General features: G+C 38.9%; 17 protein-coding genes and 1 riboswitch. All 17 genes read left to right on the top strand.

From position 1 onward, the window contains the following. Positions 1-267: 267 nt before the first annotated feature. The 17 genes from dapA (at position 268) to M1F91_RS01880 (ending at position 18,520) form a co-directional block, all read left to right on the top strand. Entirely contained in the window at positions 268-1,203 is a 936-nt protein-coding gene (gene dapA, locus M1F91_RS01960) for a 4-hydroxy-tetrahydrodipicolinate synthase (RefSeq protein ID WP_247912411.1), read from the top strand. Between the two features lie 106 nt (positions 1,204-1,309). Beyond that, on the top strand, positions 1,310-2,167 hold the full coding sequence (gene dprA, locus M1F91_RS01955) for a DNA-processing protein DprA (RefSeq protein WP_348982806.1): 858 nt from the start codon (positions 1,310-1,312) through the stop codon (positions 2,165-2,167). Between the two features lie 120 nt (positions 2,168-2,287). Next, positions 2,288-4,375, top strand: coding sequence for a type I DNA topoisomerase (gene topA / locus M1F91_RS01950; protein ID WP_247912410.1), 2,088 nt, complete (start codon positions 2,288-2,290; stop codon positions 4,373-4,375). Positions 4,376-4,484: 109 nt separating this feature from the next. Further along, positions 4,485-4,844, top strand: coding sequence for a YbaN family protein (locus tag M1F91_RS01945; RefSeq protein ID WP_247912409.1), 360 nt, complete (start codon positions 4,485-4,487; stop codon positions 4,842-4,844). Between the two features lie 92 nt (positions 4,845-4,936). Then, entirely contained in the window at positions 4,937-5,569 is a 633-nt protein-coding gene (locus tag M1F91_RS01940) for a copper homeostasis protein CutC (RefSeq protein ID WP_247912408.1), read from the top strand. Positions 5,570-5,612: 43 nt separating this feature from the next. Then, positions 5,613-6,269, top strand: coding sequence for an MmcQ/YjbR family DNA-binding protein (locus tag M1F91_RS01935; RefSeq protein ID WP_247912407.1), 657 nt, complete (start codon positions 5,613-5,615; stop codon positions 6,267-6,269). A gap of 314 nt (positions 6,270-6,583) precedes the next feature. Continuing rightward, a complete protein-coding gene (locus tag M1F91_RS01930) occupies positions 6,584-8,146 on the top strand; it encodes a 2-isopropylmalate synthase (RefSeq protein WP_247912406.1) in 1,563 nt (520 codons plus the stop codon). Positions 8,147-8,157: 11 nt separating this feature from the next. Further along, positions 8,158-9,195, top strand: a complete 1,038-nt coding sequence (gene leuB / locus M1F91_RS01925; RefSeq protein WP_247912405.1) for a 3-isopropylmalate dehydrogenase — start codon at positions 8,158-8,160, stop codon at positions 9,193-9,195. Then, positions 9,192-9,461, top strand: a complete 270-nt coding sequence (locus M1F91_RS01920) for a DUF1294 domain-containing protein (protein ID WP_247912404.1) — start codon at positions 9,192-9,194, stop codon at positions 9,459-9,461. Before leuB ends, M1F91_RS01920 begins: the two co-directional genes overlap by 4 nt. A gap of 3 nt (positions 9,462-9,464) precedes the next feature. Then, positions 9,465-10,847: a 3-isopropylmalate dehydratase large subunit gene (leuC, locus tag M1F91_RS01915; RefSeq protein ID WP_247912403.1), complete on the top strand. Its 1,383-nt coding sequence runs from the start codon at positions 9,465-9,467 to the stop codon at positions 10,845-10,847. Positions 10,848-10,856: 9 nt separating this feature from the next. Further along, positions 10,857-11,450 carry a 3-isopropylmalate dehydratase small subunit gene (leuD, locus tag M1F91_RS01910; protein ID WP_247912402.1) on the top strand — a complete coding sequence of 198 codons (594 nt, stop codon included), beginning with the start codon at positions 10,857-10,859 and terminating at the stop codon, positions 11,448-11,450. Positions 11,451-11,477: 27 nt separating this feature from the next. Then, positions 11,478-12,257 (top strand): Sua5/YciO/YrdC/YwlC family protein, encoded by a 780-nt coding sequence (locus M1F91_RS01905; protein ID WP_247912401.1) that lies wholly within the window; start codon positions 11,478-11,480, stop codon positions 12,255-12,257. A gap of 173 nt (positions 12,258-12,430) precedes the next feature. Further along, positions 12,431-14,068: an AAA family ATPase gene (locus M1F91_RS01900; protein WP_247912400.1), complete on the top strand. Its 1,638-nt coding sequence runs from the start codon at positions 12,431-12,433 to the stop codon at positions 14,066-14,068. Next, a complete protein-coding gene (locus M1F91_RS01895; RefSeq protein WP_247912571.1) occupies positions 14,055-15,359 on the top strand; it encodes a 3-isopropylmalate dehydrogenase in 1,305 nt (434 codons plus the stop codon). Before M1F91_RS01900 ends, M1F91_RS01895 begins: the two co-directional genes overlap by 14 nt. 170 nt (positions 15,360-15,529) lie before the next feature. Then, positions 15,530-16,513 (top strand): GMP reductase, encoded by a 984-nt coding sequence (guaC, locus tag M1F91_RS01890; protein ID WP_006148610.1) that lies wholly within the window; start codon positions 15,530-15,532, stop codon positions 16,511-16,513. Beyond that, positions 16,507-16,603: riboswitch (purine riboswitch) on the top strand. Its footprint overlaps the gene before it by 7 nt. 76 nt (positions 16,604-16,679) lie before the next feature. After that, entirely contained in the window at positions 16,680-17,261 is a 582-nt protein-coding gene (locus M1F91_RS01885; RefSeq protein WP_247912399.1) for a xanthine phosphoribosyltransferase, read from the top strand. Beyond that, complete coding sequence (locus tag M1F91_RS01880) at positions 17,261-18,520, top strand: nucleobase:cation symporter-2 family protein (RefSeq protein WP_247912398.1); 1,260 nt, start codon at positions 17,261-17,263, stop codon at positions 18,518-18,520. Before M1F91_RS01885 ends, M1F91_RS01880 begins: the two co-directional genes overlap by 1 nt. The last annotated feature ends 67 nt before the right edge of the window (positions 18,521-18,587 follow it).

The raw sequence follows: 18,587 nt of genomic DNA, 5'->3' as shown, positions 1-18,587 counted from the left end.
CCAATCAACCACTGCGTTATGAAACAGAAATCAGTAACTCGAAGAGTTTGATTTCGTAGTTTTGCCCCCGCACAGTTGATTAGTAAGTACGAATGTTGCAAACATGAGTAGTTCCAATCAACCACTGCGTTATGAAACAGAAATCAGTAACTCGAAGAGTTTGATTTCTCCTTCGCTAGAAAGCGAATCTACTTATTTTACGAACAGAACAGGAGGCAAAGGCAAGTATGCCCCAGCCTCTTTCTTATATAGAGAAAGGTTTTTTCTATGTCTTATCAAGATTTAAAAGATTGTAAAATTATCACTGCTTTTATTACCCCTTTCCATGAGGATGGTTCCATTAACTTTGATGCTATTCCAGCCTTGATTGAGCATTTGTTGGCACATCACACAGACGGAATTCTCTTGGCGGGGACGACTGCTGAGAGTCCGACTCTTACTCACGATGAGGAGCTGCAGTTGTTTGCAGCAGTTCAGAAAGTTGTTAATGGCCGTGTTCCTTTAATAGCTGGTGTTGGTACTAATGATACACGCGACTCTATTGAGTTCGTCAAAGAAGTGGCAGAATTTGGAGGTTTTGCGGCTGGTCTCGCAATTGTTCCTTACTACAATAAACCTTCTCAAGAAGGAATGTATCAACACTTTAAAGCTATTGCAGATGCCTCTGATTTACCCATCATTATCTATAATATTCCAGGTCGTGTAGTAGTTGAGTTGACACCAGAAACCATGCTTCGCTTAGCGGAACATCCAAATATCATTGGTGTCAAGGAATGTACCAGCCTTGCCAATATGGCTTATTTGATTGAGCACAAACCTGAAGAATTCTTGATCTACACTGGTGAAGATGGAGATGCTTTTCATGCTATGAACCTTGGTGCTGACGGGGTTATCTCTGTTGCTTCTCATACCAATGGTGATGAAATGTATGAAATGTTCACTGCGATTGAAGAGAGTGATATGAAGAAAGCGGCAGCTATTCAACGTAAGTTTATTCCCAAGATTAATGCTCTCTTCTCATACCCAAGTCCTGCACCTGTTAAGGCAGTCCTCAACTATATGGGATTTGAAGCTGGTCCAACCCGCCTTCCATTGGTTCCTACGCCTGAAGAGGATGCTAAACGCATTATCAAGGTTGTTATTGATGGAGACTATGAAGCGACCAAGGCGACTGTCACCGGAGTCCTTCGACCTGATTATTAAAATAACAAATATTAAAAAAATTTCTTAACAAGTAAAATTGTTGGAAGTTTTTTTCTTTTTTTCCGAATATATAAATAGAGAGAGAAAAAAGGAGTCGATCATGAAAATTAAGATTGATAATTTCGAGATTTATAAGTTAAAGCAAGCAGGTTTAAGTAATCAGCAGGTTCTGAAAGTACTTCAATACGGAGAAATTTATGATCAGGAATTGAGTTTAGAGAAAATCGCTGAAGCATCGGAGTGTCGTAATCCAGTAGTTTTTATGGAGCGGTATCATAAACTGACTTTTGAAAGTATGGAACGCCTGAAGAAAGATTTTGAAAAGTTCCCATCATTTTCAATTTTGGATGATGTTTATCCCATTTCACTCAGTGAAATTTATGATGCACCTGTATTGCTTTTTTATAAAGGAGATCTAAATCTCTTAAAATTACCCAAGGTTGCTGTTGTTGGTAGTCGCTCTTGTAGTCAAATAGGAACCAAATCAGTCCGTAAAATCATTGAAGAATTGGAAAATGAATTAGTTGTGGTGAGTGGACTTGCTAGAGGAATTGATACAGCAGCCCATATGTCTGTTCTACAAACTGGGGGCAAAACGATTGCAGTGATTGGGACTGGTTTAGATGTCTATTATCCCCGCTCCAATAAACGCCTTCAAGAATATATTGGAGACAATCATTTAGCACTAAGTGAGTACGGTCCAGGAGAAGAACCCTTGAAATTTCACTTTCCTGCAAGAAATCGTATTATTGCGGGATTGTGTCGAGGAGTCATCGTTGCAGAAGCTAAAATGAGATCTGGTAGCTTAATCACTTGTGAGCGTGCCATGGAGGAAGGTAGAGATGTCTTTGCGATTCCAGGTTCTATTTTAGATGGACGCTCAGACGGTTGTCATCATTTAATCCAAGAAGGAGCAAAACTAGCAACATGTGGGCAGGATATACTAGCAGAATTTGAATTTTAATGAATGAAATGATTTCATTTAGCAAACTTTTCTTCTATTATATGGGTGTTATGTCTTGACAGGTTTTTAAAAATGGTTTACACTTTATAAAGTTTAATTACTTTGAGAAGGTGTGATACTGTGGTAACGGCAACCAAAAAGAAAAAATCAACAAGTAAAAAAAATCTTGTAATCGTAGAGTCGCCTGCTAAGGCGAAAACGATTGAAAAATATCTAGGACGTAATTATAAGGTTTTAGCCAGCGTAGGACATATTCGAGATTTGAAAAAATCAAGTATGTCAGTTGACGTGGAAAATAATTACGAACCGCAATATATCAATATTCGTGGGAAAGGTCCTCTCATCAATGATTTGAAAAAAGAAGCTAAGAAAGCCGATAAAGTCTTTCTTGCAAGCGACCCGGACCGTGAAGGAGAAGCTATTTCTTGGCATTTGGCTCATATTTTAAATCTTGACGAGAATGACGCCAACCGTGTTGTTTTCAACGAGATTACCAAGGATGCAGTTAAAAATGCCTTTAAAGAACCACGTAAAATTAATATGGATTTGGTAGATGCCCAACAAGCACGTCGTGTTTTGGACCGTTTGGTGGGGTATTCAATCTCTCCAATTTTATGGAAAAAGGTCAAAAAAGGCTTATCAGCTGGGCGTGTTCAATCTGTTGCGCTTAAACTAATCATTGATCGCGAAAATGAAATCAATGCTTTCCAACCTGAAGAGTATTGGACTATTGATGGTACCTTTAAAAAAGGAACCAAGCAGTTCCAAGCTTCTTTCTATGGAATGAATGGCAAGAAGATGAAATTGACTACTAATGATGAAGTCAAAGAAGTTTTATCTCATTTGAAAAGCAAGGATTTTACAGTTGATCAAGTAGATAAAAAGGAGAGAAAGCGGAATGCTCCTCTTCCATATACAACGTCTTCTATGCAGATGGATGCTGCTAACAAGATCAACTTCCGTACACGCAAAACCATGATGGTCGCCCAACAACTCTATGAAGGTATCAATATTGGTACAGGTGTTCAAGGTTTGATTACCTATATGCGTACGGATTCTACTCGTATCAGTCCGGTTGCCCAGAATGAAGCAGCAAACTACATCAATGAACGTTTTGGTAGTAACTATTCTAAGCATGGTAGTCGGGTAAAAAATGCTTCTGGTGCTCAGGATGCCCACGAAGCTATCCGTCCTTCAAGTGTTTTCAATACACCTGAAAAAATTGCTAAGTATTTGGATAAAGACCAGCTTAAACTTTATACCCTCATCTGGAACCGCTTTGTGGCGAGTCAGATGACTGGTGCTATCTTTGATACCATGGCTGTTAAGCTTTCGCAAAATGGGGTTCAATTCGCTGCTAATGGTAGTCAAGTTAAGTTTGATGGTTATTTGGCCATTTACAACGATTCTGATAAGAATAAGATGCTACCCAATATGAAAGTAGGAGATGTAGTGAAACAGGTCAATAGCAAACCTGAACAGCATTTCACACAACCTCCTGCACGATATTCAGAAGCAACATTGATTAAAACTTTGGAAGAAAACGGAGTTGGTCGCCCATCTACCTATGCTCCAACCATTGAAACCATTCAAAAACGTTACTATGTAAGACTTGCATCTAAACGTTTTGAACCGACTGATTTGGGACAAGTCGTGAACAAGCTGATTGTCGAATACTTCCCAGACATTGTTAACGTGAAGTTTACCGCTGAAATGGAAGGTAAACTGGACGATGTTGAGGTCGGAAAAGAAGAGTGGCAACGAGTTATTGATGAATTTTACAAACCATTCTCTAAAGAGGTTGCAAAAGCTGAAGAAGAGATGGAAAAAATTCAAATCAAGGATGAACCAGCTGGATTTGACTGTGAAGTCTGTGGTAGTCCGATGGTGATTAAGATTGGGCGCTTCGGTAAGTTTTACGCATGTAGTAATTTCCCAGATTGTCGACATACACAGGCCATTGTCAAAGAAGTAGGTGTTACCTGTCCAACTTGTCATCAAGGGGAAATCATCGAACGCAAAACTAAACGTAATCGCATTTTCTATGGATGCAATCGTTATCCAGAATGTGACTTTACTTCTTGGGATAAACCGGTTGGACGTGATTGTCCTAAGTGTGGCCACTTCCTCATGGAGAAGAAAATCCGTGGTGGTGGCAAACAAATTGTATGTAGCAATGGTGACTACGAAGAAGAAAAGATTAAATAATAGTGAGAGAGCTGAAGTACCTACTTCAGCCCTTTTTCTAATTTAAACTTGACAGATTTCATCTTTTTATGCGAAACTAGAAGAAGATTATTCTTAACTAGGAGTAGAAATGCGCATCATTTATCTCAGTATTGGCTTTATTTCATTATCTTTGGCTATCGTTGGTGTAGTTTTACCGCTATTACCAACAACTCCCTTCCTCTTATTATCAATTGCCTGTTTTTCTAAATCTTCTAAGCGTTTTGAAGATTGGCTCTATCATACCAAGCTCTACCAAACTTATGTTGCTGACTTTAGAGAAACTAAGTCTATTGCGCGTGAACGGAAGAAGAAGATTATCGTATCGATTTATATTTTGATGGGAATCTCCATTTATTTTGCTCCGCTCTTACCTGTAAAAATTGCTTTAGGCTGCTTAACAGTATTTATAACCTATTATCTCTTTAAGGTAATACCAGATAAAGAATAGCTAAAAAAGTAATGATTTTCCTTGATAAAAAGTAGGGGTTACTTAAAACAATATGATATAATAATATTAAAGAAACCTTCAAGGAGTATCAAATGATTTACGAATTTTGTGCTGAAAATGTAAGCTTGCTTGAAAAGGCTATGCAAGCTGGAGCTCGCCGTATTGAGCTCTGTGATAATTTAGCAGTTGGTGGAACGACACCAAGCTACGGAGTAACCAAGGCAGCTGTTGAACTTGCATCAAACTACGATACGACTATCATGACGATGATTCGTCCACGTGGTGGTGACTTTGTTTATAATGACCTCGAGATTTCTATTATGCTCGAGGATATTCGTCTAACTGCTCAAGCAGGAAGCCAAGGGGTTGTCTTTGGTTCCTTAACAGCAGATAAGAAATTGGATAAGGCTAACCTTGAAAAGTTGATTGCTGCATCTAAAGGTATGGAGATTGTCTTCCATATGGCTTTCGATGATTTGAGCGATGAAGATCAGTTGGAAGCCATTGATTGGCTCAGCCAGGCTGGTGTAACACGCATCCTCACTCGAGCTGGTGTATCTGGTGACTCGTTAGAGAAACGTTTTGCTCACTACCACAGAATTTTAGAACACGCAGCAGGAAAAATTGAAATTTTACCTGGTGGGGGGATTGACATGGACAACCGTCAAACCTTTATCGACGAACTGGGCGTGACACAATTACATGGAACAAAGGTTGTCTTTTAAAAAATAGAAAGGAACTGCTAGCTTTTGATAGCAGTTTTCGCTTATGTTTGAAATTTTTAAAGCCTATCAGTTTAATAGTAAAAAGGCTAAAGAGTATGGATTTGTAGAAAAACAAGGTGTATGGACCTATAGTTCGACTATCTTGCAGGGTGATTTTCTTATGAAGATTACAGTTGAGGATAGTGATTTAACTTTTCAGGTTTTTGATCAGGAAACTGGCGAACTCTATCCTCAAGTTCATATGGAAAGTATGAGAGGTACTTTTGTTGGAACTGTTCGAGAGGCTTGTTTAGAAGTTCTTTATGGCATTCGAAAGGCTTGTTTTGAGGTAGAGGAATTTCTCTGTCCACAGACCAAGAGAATCATGGCGCTTGTTCAAGATAATTATGGCAATCAGCTGGAATATCTATGGGAGAAATCACCTGATACGGCGGTTTTGCGCCATGAAGATAATCAGAAGTGGTATGCTATTTTAATGAGAATTCCTTGGGATAGGCTAGATAAGGGGAGAGAAGGGCTAGTGGAAGCAGTCAACCTCAAACACGACCAAGTAGCTGACTTGCTTTCACAAAACGGGATTTATCCAGCCTTTCATATGAATAAACGCTATTGGATTAGTCTTCCACTCGACGACACTCTAACTGACGAAAGGGTCCTTGAATTATTTAAGAGAAGTTGGTTTTTGACTTCTAAGAAATAAATAAACATATTTGAGTATTCAAATACTTTCAATTCGCAAAATATTCTATATTGAAGAAATTTTCAGAAAATATTGGATTTTTTCTTGACAAGTGATTTTTCCTATGCTAGAATACTAAACAAGACATCAAACAAAGGAGAAAGCCAAACATGAAAACAGCTAAGTTTAATCAATTTGCTTTGTTGTTGAGGTACTCGGACTAGTGCAAAAGCATTAGTCCTGTTTGGCTTACCAAGCGGGAGTAAATCAACATCTCGCTTGGAACTCCGAGCGAGATGTTTTTTCTATATCGAAAATGTGAAGGGAGAATTCTCATGCGTGTAGTTGAGTTTTTAGATACCAGTCTCCGAGATGGTGAGCAGACACCAGGTGTCAATTTTTCAATAAAGGAAAAGGTTGCTATAGCAAAACAGATAGAGAAATGGGGAATTTCAGCAATCGAAGCTGGTTTTCCAGCTGCTAGTCCAGATTCATTTACAGCTGTTCAAGAAATTGCTAAGGCTATGAAAAAAACAGCCGTGACAGGCTTAGCTCGTTCTGTTAAATCAGACATTGACGCTTGTTATGAAGCACTCAAAGATGCAAAGTATCCTCAGATTCACGTCTTTATCGCTACCAGTCCAATTCATCGTAAGTATAAGCTCAATAAGAGTAAGGAAGAGATATTGGAGTCTATTAAAGAACATGTTTCCTATGCACGAAGTAAGTTTGAAGTAGTAGAATTCTCTCCAGAAGATGCGACTAGAACTGAGCTGGACTTTCTCCTACAAGTCGTTCAAACTGCGGTTGATGCGGGTGCGACTTATATCAATATTCCTGATACAGTAGGTTTTACAACTCCAGAAGAATACGGAAGTATCTTTAAATATCTGATTGACAATGTCCAAACAGACCGTCGGATTATCTATTCTCCTCACTGTCATGATGACCTCGGAATGGCAGTAGCAAATAGCCTTGCAGCTGTAAAGAATGGTGCAGGACGTGTCGAAGGAACCATTAACGGTATTGGAGAACGAGCTGGGAATGCTGCTTTAGAAGAAATAGCAGTAGCTCTCAATATTCGCCAAGATTATTACCAAGCAGAGACAAGTATCGTCCTAAACGAAACAATTAATACGTCCGAAATGGTCTCTCGCTTCTCAGGAATTCCAGTTCCCAAAAATAAGGCCATTGTCGGTGGAAATGCCTTCTCTCATGAATCAGGTATTCACCAAGACGGAGTCCTTAAAAATCCACTTACCTATGAAATCATCACCCCAGAGTTGGTGGGTGTTAAAAGTAATAGTCTTCCGCTTGGAAAATTATCTGGTCGCCATGCCTTTGTAGAAAAACTGAGAGAACTGGCCTTAGACTTCACAGAAGAGGATATCAAGCCACTCTTTGACAAATTCAAATCACTTGCAGATAAGAAACAAGAAGTCACAGACGCGGATATTCGTGCTCTAGTAGCTGGAACCATGGTTGAAAACCCAGAAGGCTTTCACTTTGATGATTTACAACTTCAAACTCATGCGGAAAATGAAATTGAAGCGACTGTCAGATTGGCTAATTTGGACGGTGAGAAAGTCGACTTTAATGCGACTGGACAAGGATCTGTTGAAGCTATCTTTAACGCTATTGATAAGTTCTTTAATCAATCTGTTCGCTTGGTATCCTACACCATTGATGCGGTGACGGATGGAATCGATGCTCAGGCGAGAGTCTTAGTTACTGTTGAAAATAGAGAAACAGAAACCATCTTTAACGCAGCCGGAATTGATTTCGATGTGTTGAAGGCTTCAACTATTGCTTACATCAATGCCAATACCTTTGTTCAAAAAGAGAATACCGGAGAGATAGGTCCAAATGTTTCCTATCGCGACATGCCTAGTCTTTAAAGGAGAATACCATGACAAAGAAAATTGTTGCCCTAGCAGGTGATGGGATTGGACCAGAAATCATGGAAGCTGGTTTAGAAGTTCTAGCATTTATAGCCAAAAAAACAGACTTTGACTTTGAGATAGTCAGACAACCTTTTGGCGGTGCAGGAATTGATGCCACAGGACACCCCTTACCAGACGAAACGCTCAAGGCTGCTAGAGAAGCGGACGCTATCCTCCTTGCTGCAATAGGTAGTCCTCGGTATGATAATGCCACAGTTCGACCCGAACAAGGGCTTTTGGCACTTCGCAAGGAACTTAATCTTTATGCCAATATTCGTCCAGTTAAAATTTTTGATAGTCTTAAGAACTTATCGCCTCTCAAACCTGAACGAATTGCGGGTGTTGACTTTGTTGTAGTACGTGAGTTGACAGGTGGGATTTACTTTGGTGATCATATCCTTGAAGACCGAAAAGCGCGTGATATCAATGATTATAGTTATGAGGAAGTAGAGCGGATTATTCGTAAGGCTTTTGAAATCGCAAGAAGTCGGAGAAAAATCCTTACCAGTATTGATAAGCAAAATGTTTTGGCAACCTCAAAACTTTGGCGAAGAGTGGCTGAGGAAGTCGCAAAAGATTTTCCCGACGTAACCTTGGAGCACCAGTTGGTCGATTCAGCTGCTATGCTCATGATTACCAATCCAGCCAAGTTTGATGTTATCGTGACAGAGAATCTTTTTGGAGATATCCTCTCAGACGAATCAAGTGTTCTATCTGGTACACTTGGGGTTATGCCATCAGCCAGTCACTCTGAGAATGGACCGAGTCTCTATGAACCCATTCATGGTTCGGCGCCTGATATAGCAGGCCTAGGAATCGCCAACCCTATTTCTATGATATTATCAGTTGCTATGATGATGCGAGATAGTTTTGGACGATATAAGGATGCTGACCATATTGAAAAAGCAGTTGAAGCAACTTTAGCTGCAGGAATTTTAACGAGAGATATAGGAGGACAGGCTTCTACCAAGGAAATGACGGAAGCCATCATTGAAAGATTATGAAGATAAATCAAGGAATTACTTTTGCTATTTTGATTTGGAATCTATTGGTATTTATGATTTATAGTATTGATAAATCTAAAGCAAAAAGAGGTACTTGGCGCATCCCTGAAAAATATTTATTATCATTTGCATTCTTGTGTGGTGGTTTTGGTGCTTGGTTGGCAGGTGTTACCTTTCATCACAAGACTAGAAAATGGTATTTTAAAACGGTTTGGTTCCTAGGAATAGTGACTACACTAGTAGCTTTGTATTTGATATGGAGGTAATGAATGGCAGGAAAATCGATTTTTGATAAATTGTGGGACCTCCATGTGATTACAGGAGAAGAAGGACAGCCTCAACTCATGTATGTAGATCAGCACTATATTCACGAGGTGACCAGTCCTCAAGCTTTTCAAGGACTGCGAGATGCAGGACGTAGATTGAGACGACCAGATTTAACATTTGGTACCTTTGACCACAATGTCCCGACGGTCAATATATATGATATTCGAGATGTAATCTCCAAAGCACAGATCGATAAGTTAGTTGAAAATGTTGAAGAGTTTGGAATCGAACATGCTGCCCACGGTTCAGAAAAACAAGGTATCGTTCATATGGTTGGACCTGAAACAGGAAGAACACAACCTGGGAAATTCATTGTCTGTGGTGACAGCCATACTGCAACTCACGGAGCTTTTGGAGCTATTGCCTTCGGTATTGGAACCAGTGAGGTTGAACATGTCTTTGCAACCCAAACTATTTGGCAGGTTAAACCCAAAAAAATGTTGGTGGAATTCACAGGAGTTCCTCAAAAAGGGGTTTATGCCAAAGATTTCATTCTAGCCTTAATTGCCAAATACGGTGTTGCTTGTGGTGTTGGCTACGTGGTGGAGTATCGGGGTCAGGCCATTGATGCACTTAGCATGGAAGAACGAATGACTATCTGCAATATGTCTATCGAGTTTGGCTCTAAGATGGGAATTATGAATCCAGATCAGAGGACTTATGATTATTTGAAGGGTCGAGAGTGTGTCCCCAAGGATTTTGCTGCAGCAGTAGCTGATTGGAAAAGACTGGTTAGTGATGAAGATGCCTTTTATGATAAGGTTATTCGTTTGGATGTCTCAGAATTGGCTCCTATGGTGACTTGGGGTACTAATCCTGCTATGGGTGTTGACTTTGATACTAGTTTCCCAGAAATTACGGATATGAATGATGAACGAGCCTATCATTACATGGATTTGCAACCAGGTCAGAAACCAGCAGATATCCAACTAGGCTATGTCTTTATTGGTTCTTGTACCAACGCCAGACTTAGCGATTTGCAACTGGCGGCTCGATTTGTAGAAGGGAAGAAGATCGCACCAAATTTGACGGCTATCGTGGTACCTGGTTCTCGACCAGTCAAGCGAGCTGCTGAGAAGTTAGGTTTGGACAAGGTATTCCTAGATGCTGGCTTCGAATGGAGAGATCCAGGGTGTTCTATGTGTCTAGGAATGAATCCTGATAAAGTACCAGATGGTGTTCATTGTGCCTCGACCAGCAATCGTAACTTTGAGGATCGACAAGGATTTGGTGCTAAGACCCATCTCTGTAGTCCAGCCATGGCAGCTGCGGCAGCAATCGCAGGGCGCTTCGTAGATGTACGAAAAATGCCAGAAGCTCAGTAAGGAGAGGATATGGAGAAATTTACAGTTTATACAGGTACAACCGTTCCTCTGATGAATGACAATATCGATACCGACCAAATTCTTCCCAAACAGTTTCTGAAGTTGATTGACAAGAAAGGCTTTGGTAAATACCTCATGTATGCTTGGCGTTATCTGGACGATAATTACACTGAGGATCCAGATTTTGTCTTTAACCGACCTGAATATCGCAAAGCTACTATCCTCATCACAGGAGATAACTTTGGAGCTGGTTCTTCGAGGGAGCACGCAGCTTGGGCGCTAGCAGACTATGGTTTTAAGGTCGTAATTGCAGGATCTTTTGGAGATATTCATTACAATAATGAGCTCAATAATGGCATGTTGCCAATTGTTCAGCCTAGGGAGGTTAGAGAAAAACTCGCCCAAATACAACCAAATGATCAAGTGACGGTCGACTTGGAACAACAAAAAATCATTTCACCAGTAGGGGAATTCACTTTCGAAATTGATAGCGAATGGAAACACAAGCTCTTAAATGGTTTGGATGATATCGGTATTACCATGCAGTATGAAGATTTGATTGCTGCTTATGAAAAACAACGCCCAGCCTACTGGCAGGATTAGAATAAATATAGAAAAGGAAATAGAACTATGACAAAACACATTCAATGGGACGGAACACTTTCACAAGAAGGTTATGACATTTTAAAAGGTGAGGGCGGATGTATCGTTTGTCCTACTAAAGTCGGTTACATTATCATGACTAGTGACAAGGCTGGACTTGAGCGTAAGTTTGAAGCCAAAGAACGTAACCGTAACAAACCAGGTGTTGTACTTTGTGGTAGCATGGACGAGCTTCGCGCTTTAGCACAGCTAAATCCTGAAATCGAAGCCTTCTATCAAAAACATTGGGAGGAAAATATTCTCCTTGGTTGTATTCTTCCATGGAAACCAGAAGCTTTTGAAAAATTGAAAGCATACGGTGATGGACGTGAAGAACTCATGACAGACGTTCGTGGTACTAGCTGTTTTGTCATCAAGTTTGGTAAAGCTGGTGAACAGTTGGCTGCTAAACTTTGGGAAGAAGGGAAAATGGTCTACGCTTCATCCGCAAACCCATCTGGAAAAGGAAATCGTGGTAAGGTGGAAGGAATCGGTCAACGTATCGAAGGAGCTGTGGATCTTGTCATCGAAGCAGACGACTACGTTGCCTCAATCCAACCAGACAAAACAATCGAAACTCGCTACGAGCAAGGTGTGATGGTCTCTATGGTTGATAAAGACGGCAAGCTTATTCCAGAACAAGGAGGAGTACGCTCGATTTCACCAGCACCAGTTGTGATCCGTAAAGGACTTGACATCGATAAAATCATGATGCATCTGTCAGACACCTTTAACTCATGGGACTACCGTCAGGGTGAGTATTATTAATATTGAAAAGAAGTCTAGTGTTGAGAGGCATTGAAGCTCCTAACGCTGGGCTTTTTCTTTAGAAATTCTTTTCATTTTTTATAGGATATGATATTCTATATATGAAATAAATGAAAGTAGGATTTAGTAATCTTGGATACTAACTTTCCTATATATGGAAACGGAGTAACAAAATGGAAGAGAAAGTAAATTATTGGATGATAGTTGCAGGAGGAGGTGGAAAGGTCTGGTCATTATTTAAAGATGAAAATATTGCTTGTATAGATTTTGATTCTAATTTGTCTAGTATTCTAGATTATAAAAATACTCAAGAATTGAATCAGGGAAAACAGAGAGATAAATTTATTTGGAAATTTGCTCATGACATAAAAATCAATGATTATATAATAGCTACCTCAGGATTTAACAAAATTTTAGGGATTGGTCAATGTGTGAAACCTTATTATTTTGACGAATCTAAAAAAACATTTAAACATTGTATTGGTGTTAAATGGTTGAAAGTAGATGGTGGATGGGAATACCAAGGTACAAAAGGTGCAAGACAAACCATCAACTGGGACAGAAATAAGGAACGTATCAATTTATATAAATCTATTTTAAATGGTACATACAGAAGAAATATAGAGAAAGTTGTTATGAATAATAATATTATTGACTATTTAAATAAATTAGAAAAATCCAAAAACCTCATTCTCCGTGGTGCACCTGGTACAGGGAAAACTTATCTTGCAAAAGAAATTGCCAAAGAATTAACGGATGGCAACGAAGACCAAATCGGCTTTGTTCAGTTTCATCCATCCTATGACTATACAGATTTTGTGGAGGGGTTAAGACCGGTATCAAATGGGGATGGAGCTATTGAGTATAAGCTACAGGATGGTATTTTTAAAGATTTTTGTCAGAAAGCAAAAGAAGCCCAATTGATTGGAGGACAAGATAATTTTGACCAAGCTTGGGATTCTTACTTAGAATATATAAATGTTACTGAAGAAAAAGAATATATAACAAAAACATCTTACTTATCTGTTAATAGTAGACAAAATTTGTCAGTAAATTATGATAGTGGTGTTCCAGGATGGTCACTACCTCGCAAATATGTTTACGAGTTGTATAAAGATAAAAATTATAATAAGCAAGAATACTACAAAAGTGGTGGAAAAACTGTCCTAGAAACATTGAGAAAGAGATTTGGTTTGAAAGACTATGTTTCCCCAACAGAGGTTGACACCGACAAGAAATTCATCTTTATTATCGATGAGATCAATCGTGGAGAAATATCTAAGATTTTTGGGGAACTATTTTTCTCTGTTGATCCTGGCTATCGTGGTCAGAAGGGGAGTGTTTCTACTCAATATGCCAATCTACACGAAACTGATGAAAAGTTTTATATTCCAGAAAATGTTTATATCATTGGAACTATGAATGATATTGACCGTTCGGTAGACACCTTTGATTTTGCAATGCGCCGTCGTTTCCGTTTTATTGAAGTTACTGCTGAGAGCCAACTAGGCATGCTAGATGATGCTCTTGGCGATAAGGCTGAAGAAGCTAAAGCGCGTCTAAGAAACTTGAATGCTAAAATTGAAAAAGTTAAGGAACTAAATAGTCATTATCATATCGGACCAAGTTATTTCCTTAAACTGGAAGAAGTAGACTTTGACTATGAGTTACTCTGGTCTGATTATCTTAAACCACTTTTGGAAGATTATTTACGTGGTTCTTATGAAGAAGATGAAATACTGAATACTTTGAAAAAAGCATATGATCTGACAAATCAGCAAGATATTGGTGATGACGATGCAGTTAACTGACAATCAACAGGCCTTAAACAAAGAAGAGTTTATCACAGAATATCCTAAAATTAGTCAAGTCCTTTTAGATAGAACTCTAGATAATCTTTCTCAAGAAGATAGTATCTTTATATTTCCAAACGACCTGAAAAATTCTCCTGATTTGGATAAGGAACAAAAGATTTTGGAAACAGTCAATCAGAAAATTAAGACAGGGAATGTGATTGGATTTCTGGGATGTGGTCAGGAGAGATTAACCATTTCTTCTCGTTTTTCGAGTAAAAGTGATGACTATTTTTTGCATTATCTATTGCAGAAAGTTCTAAATATCAATCTCACTAGTTTGGATGTTGGTTTATCGAGCGAGGAAAGACTCTATCAGCTTTTAATCTACCTCTTTCCAAAGTATTTGGAAGCTACTATGCGAAAGGGACTTTATAAGGAATACCAGCGATTTTTCCATAACGATAGTCATGTAAAGGGTGTACTAGATGTTGGAAATCATCTGAAAAAAAATCTCCCTTTTACGGGAAGTATTGCCTATACCACTAGGGAGTTTACCTATGATAATCCACTCATGCAGTTGATTCGGCATACAATTGAGTACATTAAGAATCAGAAAAGTTTCGGAGTTCTGCTCGATAGTAATCGTGAAAATATGACAGAAATTACTCGTGCAACTCCAGCTTATAAACTAGCTGATCGTGCCAAGATTATCAGAATGAATAAAATCAAACCCATCCGACACGCCTATTTTAGAGAGTATAGAAAATTACAGGAACTCTGCTTGATGATTCTGAGTAGAGAAAAGCATGGTCTTGGACATCAAGCTCAAAGGGTACATGGCATTCTCTTTGATGTTGCCTGGCTTTGGGAAGAATATGTTCATACCTTGTTGCCAAAAGATTTCATACATCCACGCAATAAAGAAAAGAAAGGTGGTATCTCTGTATTTTCTTGTGGGAAACGAAAGGTATATCCAGATTTTTATAATAGGGAATTAAAGACTGTACTAGATGCTAAATATAAAAAACTTGAAGATACTGAAGAAGGAATCAACCGTGAGGACTTATTCCAGCTGATTTCCTATTCTTATATTTTAGAAGCTGAGAAAGCTGGTCTTGTTTTTCCGAGCAAGCACAAGGTTGTTGATAATGAGATAGGAAAGCTAGCAGGTTATGGAGCTTTGTTGAAGAAATTGTCTATCCATATTCCTCAAAATGCTTCATCTTATAATGAATTTTGTGAAATGATGGAAAGCTCCGAAGCAATTTTTAAAAGAAATATTGATAAGGAAGTGGGGAGAAACTAATCTCCTCACTTTTTATATTTAAATTATAAAATCCGAACGTTATAAATTTTAGGTTTCAAAATAATTGACAAAAACTTTACCTTAGTTTATAATCGTTAGAGGAAACGTCGGAAAAGGCGTAGTGATGCGCAAGCATAGGTAGGTCATTAAAAAAGAAACGAGACATCGAAATGTTAAACGAATTTCCGATTTTTGACTATGAAGATATTCAGCTAATTCCTAATAAGTGTGTTCTTCAAAGTCGAGCAGAGGCTGACACACAAGTGACACTAGGGAAGTACACCTTTAAATTACCAGTTGTTCCTTCTAATATGCAAACTATCTTAGATGAAGATGTTGCAGAACAACTTGCAAAAGGTGGTTATTTCTATATCATGCATCGCTTCGATGAAGCTGGACGCATTCCTTTTGTGAAACGCATGCATGAAAAAGGGTTGATTGCTTCTATTTCTGTTGGTGTTAAAGATTACGAATATGATTTTGTTAGTCAATTAAAGGAAGATGCTCCAGAGTACATCACTATTGATATCGCTCATGGACATGCCGACAGCGTGATTTCAATGATTCAGCACATTAAGAAAGAATTACCTGATACTTTTGTAATCGCTGGTAACGTTGGAACTCCAGAAGCTGTGCGTGAGCTTGAAAATGCTGGTGCAGATGCTACTAAGGTCGGAATCGGTCCAGGTAAAGTATGTATCACTAAGGTCAAAACTGGTTTTGGTACTGGAGGTTGGCAGTTAGCAGCTCTTCGCTGGTGTGCTAAAGCTGCGCGTAAACCGATTATTGCTGATGGTGGGATTCGTACACATGGAGACATCGCCAAATCTATCCGTTTCGGTGCAAGTATGGTTATGATTGGTTCTTTATTTGCAGGCCATATCGAAAGCCCTGGTAAAACTGTCGAAGTCGATGGTAAACAATTTAAAGAATACTATGGTTCCGCTTCAGAATACCAAAAAGGTGCCTATAAGAATGTCGAAGGTAAGAAAATCCTTCTTCCAGCTAAAGGGCACTTACAAGATACCTTGACGGAAATGGAACAAGACTTGCAAAGTTCGATTTCTTATGCAGGAGGTCGTAAAGTTGCAGATCTTCGACATGTAGATTATGTGATTGTGAAGAACTCTATCTGGAATGGAGATGCTCACTAAAAAATATGATTACTTATTTATGCTGCGAATTGGCGTGGCGTTTCTACAAGGTACCGTAAATACCTAACAATGAGTAAGTCGAAGAGAGATAAAAGAAGCAGTACTATCTGTTTCTATGTTTCCGAGGGACTTGCTTTGTGAGTCCCTTTTTATTTCGGAGGTTATTGTGAAATTACTAGAGGAACGTATTTTAAAAGATGGGAATATTCTAGGTGAGAATATTCTTAAGGTGGATTCATTCTTGACTCACCAAGTGGATTTTTCCTTAATGCGCGAGATTGGTCGCACCTTTGCAGAATTTTTTAAAAATGCAGGTATTACCAAAGTCGTAACCATTGAAGCATCTGGAATTGCACCAGCTCTTTATGTAGCTGAGCAGTTGGATGTACCCATGATTTTTGCTAAGAAGGCAAAAAATATTACCATGAATGAAGGAATTTTAACTGCTGAGGTTTATTCTTTCACTAAACAAGTTACTAGTACCGTATCCATTGCAGGGAAGTTCTTATCTCCTGGAGATAAAGTATTAATTATTGATGATTTCTTGGCTAATGGTCAAGCAGCTAATGGTTTGATTCAGATTATCGAACAAGCTGGTGCTACAGTCGAGGCCGTCGGAATTGTGATTGAAAAATCTTTCCAAGATGGTCGTGAACTGTTAGAAAAATCAGGTCATCAAGTCGTATCACTTGCTCGTTTAGAGCGTTTTGAAAATGGAAGAGTTATCTTCAAGGAGGCAGACATCTAATGAATCAAAAAGAAAACCACTCAAAAGCGGCCGTATTGGGCTTGCAACACTTACTTGCCATGTACTCAGGTTCAATCCTGGTACCAATCATGATTGCAGGTGCCCTAGGTTACTCACCTCAACAACTGACATACCTTATCTCTACAGATATCTTTATGTGTGGGGTCGCAACTCTCTTACAATTGCAACTTAATAAATATTTTGGTGTCGGTTTACCTATTGTTCTTGGGGTAGCCTTCCAGTCTGTTGCTCCACTTATTATGATTGGACAAAGTCACGGTAGTGGTGCTATGTTTGGTGCCTTGATTGCTTCTGGTATTTATGTCGTTCTTGTAGCTGGCGTATTTTCTAAGGTTGCAAATCTGTTTCCTTCAATCGTAACAGGTTCTGTCATTACAACAATCGGTTTAACTTTGATTCCTGTAGCTATCGGAAATATGGGAAATAACGTCGAAAAACCAACGGGACAAAGTTTAGCATTAGCAACAATCACCATTCTCATCATTCTTTTGGTTAATATCTTTACAAAAGGATTCATTAAATCTATTTCAATTTTGATTGGTTTGATTGCAGGTACTATCATCGCTGCGACTATGGGCTTGGTTGATTTCTCTCCAGTAGCAGAAGCTCCACTTGTTCATATTCCAACTCCATTCTACTTCGGTGCTCCACAATTTGAGATTTCTTCTATTGTAATGATGTGTATTATCGCTACTGTATCAATGGTAGAATCAACTGGTGTATATCTTGCCCTTTCTGATATTACTAAAGATCCAATTGATAGCACTCGTCTCCGTAATGGTTATCGTGCTGAAGGTCTTGCTGTTTTACTTGGTGGACTTTTCAATACCTTCCCTTATACAGGTTTTTCACAAAACGTAGGTTTGGTGAAACTTTCAGGTATTCGTACACGTTTGCCGATCTACTATGCAGCAGGATTCCTCATTTTACTTGGTCTCTTGCCTAAGTTTGGTGCCTTGGCACAGATTATTCCTAGCCCTGTTCTAGGTGGAGCCATGCTCGTCATGTTCGGTTTTGTTTCTCTACAAGGGATGCAAATCTTGTCTCGTGTGGACTTTGAGCACAATGAACACAACTTCCTCATTGCAGCAGTGTCTATCTCGGCTGGGGTAGGATTAAACGGAAGTAACCTCTTCAATACTTTACCGACTGAATTACAAATGTTCTTCTCAAATGGTATCGTCATTGCAAGTACAGTGGCCATCATTTTGAACGCTATTTTGAATCGTAAAAAATAAAAATAAGTGAGAAGGATAGAAATATCCTTCTCATTTTGTTTTTTAGAGCTTCTGTATTGTTTCTATA

This window comes from Streptococcus sp. oral taxon 431 (assembly GCF_023110115.1).
GTDB lineage: Bacteria > Bacillota > Bacilli > Lactobacillales > Streptococcaceae > Streptococcus.
Note: the sequence above shows the minus strand (reverse complement) of the source record. Positions and strands in the feature narration are given on the sequence as shown.